This window comes from Citrobacter sp. wls757 (genome assembly GCF_005280935.1).
GTDB lineage: Bacteria > Pseudomonadota > Gammaproteobacteria > Enterobacterales > Enterobacteriaceae > Citrobacter > Citrobacter portucalensis.
The window spans coordinates 8,250-9,253 of the sequence record NZ_SZWU01000041.1 but is presented as its reverse complement, the minus strand read 5'-3'; the positions used below and the strand labels follow the sequence as shown (position 1 = coordinate 9,253).

The following is a 1,004-nucleotide window of genomic DNA, read 5'->3' as shown; positions in this document are numbered from 1 at the left end:
GTTTCGGGCCATACGGCTAGGGTCTGATGGCGAAAGTCAAAGGCAGGTTTGCTGCGACCGTTCCGGTCACGCCGCCCCTGGCGCGCCGTTTCCTGCGCTTTTCGCACCCCGGCGGTAAGGCTGCCGGGCTGTAAGGCGCAACTCCGTTTCGCGTGCCGCGCCCCGACGTTGCGGCGGGCCCCTGCTCTCATCCACTTCCGGTGCCTTTTCACCGTTTAAGCCCCTTTCGCCCGGGCTGAGACAAGCACAAACGCTGTCAGCCGTCCAGGGTAAATGGCACGCGGTAAACCGCGCCCAGGACAGCTGCCATCGCCCGTGCTCGTTTACGCCCCTGCGGCGAAGGTTCTCAAACGGGTGAAGTTAAATACCAGAGGGAACAGCGCAGCAGGTTCCCGCAAACGTCAACACCGCGGCTCCCGAAACTCAACGGGTGATGTTCTTTAAAAACCAGGAGGAAGAAAAATGCAGGCTCAGGCGATGCGTGTTTATCAGATTGCGTTCAGCGGACGCGATGCACAGGGCGTTTTACCGATGTTTACCCGTATCAGCGCCACCACCGGAAAGCGGGCTGTCAGGGCATTTATCGAACGTTATAAACCCGTCAGCGGCTGGCTTTTAGGCGACCCCGAAGACATTACCGACAAAGTGCAGAAGGAGGCAGAAGGGGCGGGCAGCAACCCGCAGACATGAAAAAAGCAGGGTAAACCCTGCTTTCTCCACGCCGTAAAAATCGCACCAACGGTTTTTACGGCTTCATTAACTACCAGAAGGAGTTAACTCTATATGACCGTTTCTATTGTTTCACCTTCCGCCGGAGCTGTAAAGCCCCACAAGCATAAGCGCATCAGTCGCGCCGAGCTGTCCGTATCAGAGATTAAACCCGAATTGAAAGCGTTCGGGCGGCATATCGCCAGACGTATCTGCAAGAGGCGCGGGGTGCATATTCCCGCGATGAAAAATGATGCGTTAGGCCAGGTGCTTCGCACTCTGAAACTGAAACGCGG

The 1,004-nt window shown here is 57.0% G+C and carries 2 protein-coding genes and 1 pseudogene; 2 read left to right on the top strand and 1 reads right to left on the bottom strand.

Going from position 1 to position 1,004, the window contains the following annotated elements; translation table 11 throughout:
* Nucleotides 1–46: 46 nt before the first annotated feature.
* Nucleotides 47–195 (bottom strand): annotated as a pseudogene (locus tag FDW94_RS24180) (hypothetical protein); the annotation flags it as partial.
* Nucleotides 196–462: 267 nt separating this feature from the next.
* On the opposite strand from FDW94_RS24180, the gene FDW94_RS11640 reads away from it, so the two are divergent.
* On the top strand, nt 463–690 hold the full coding sequence (locus tag FDW94_RS11640; RefSeq protein WP_024153757.1) for a hypothetical protein: 228 nt from the start codon (nt 463–465) through the stop codon (nt 688–690).
* A gap of 93 nt (nt 691–783) precedes the next feature.
* Nucleotides 784–1,004, top strand: a 221-nt coding sequence (locus tag FDW94_RS11635) for a hypothetical protein (protein ID WP_137377628.1), incomplete at its 3' end; no start/stop codon positions are given.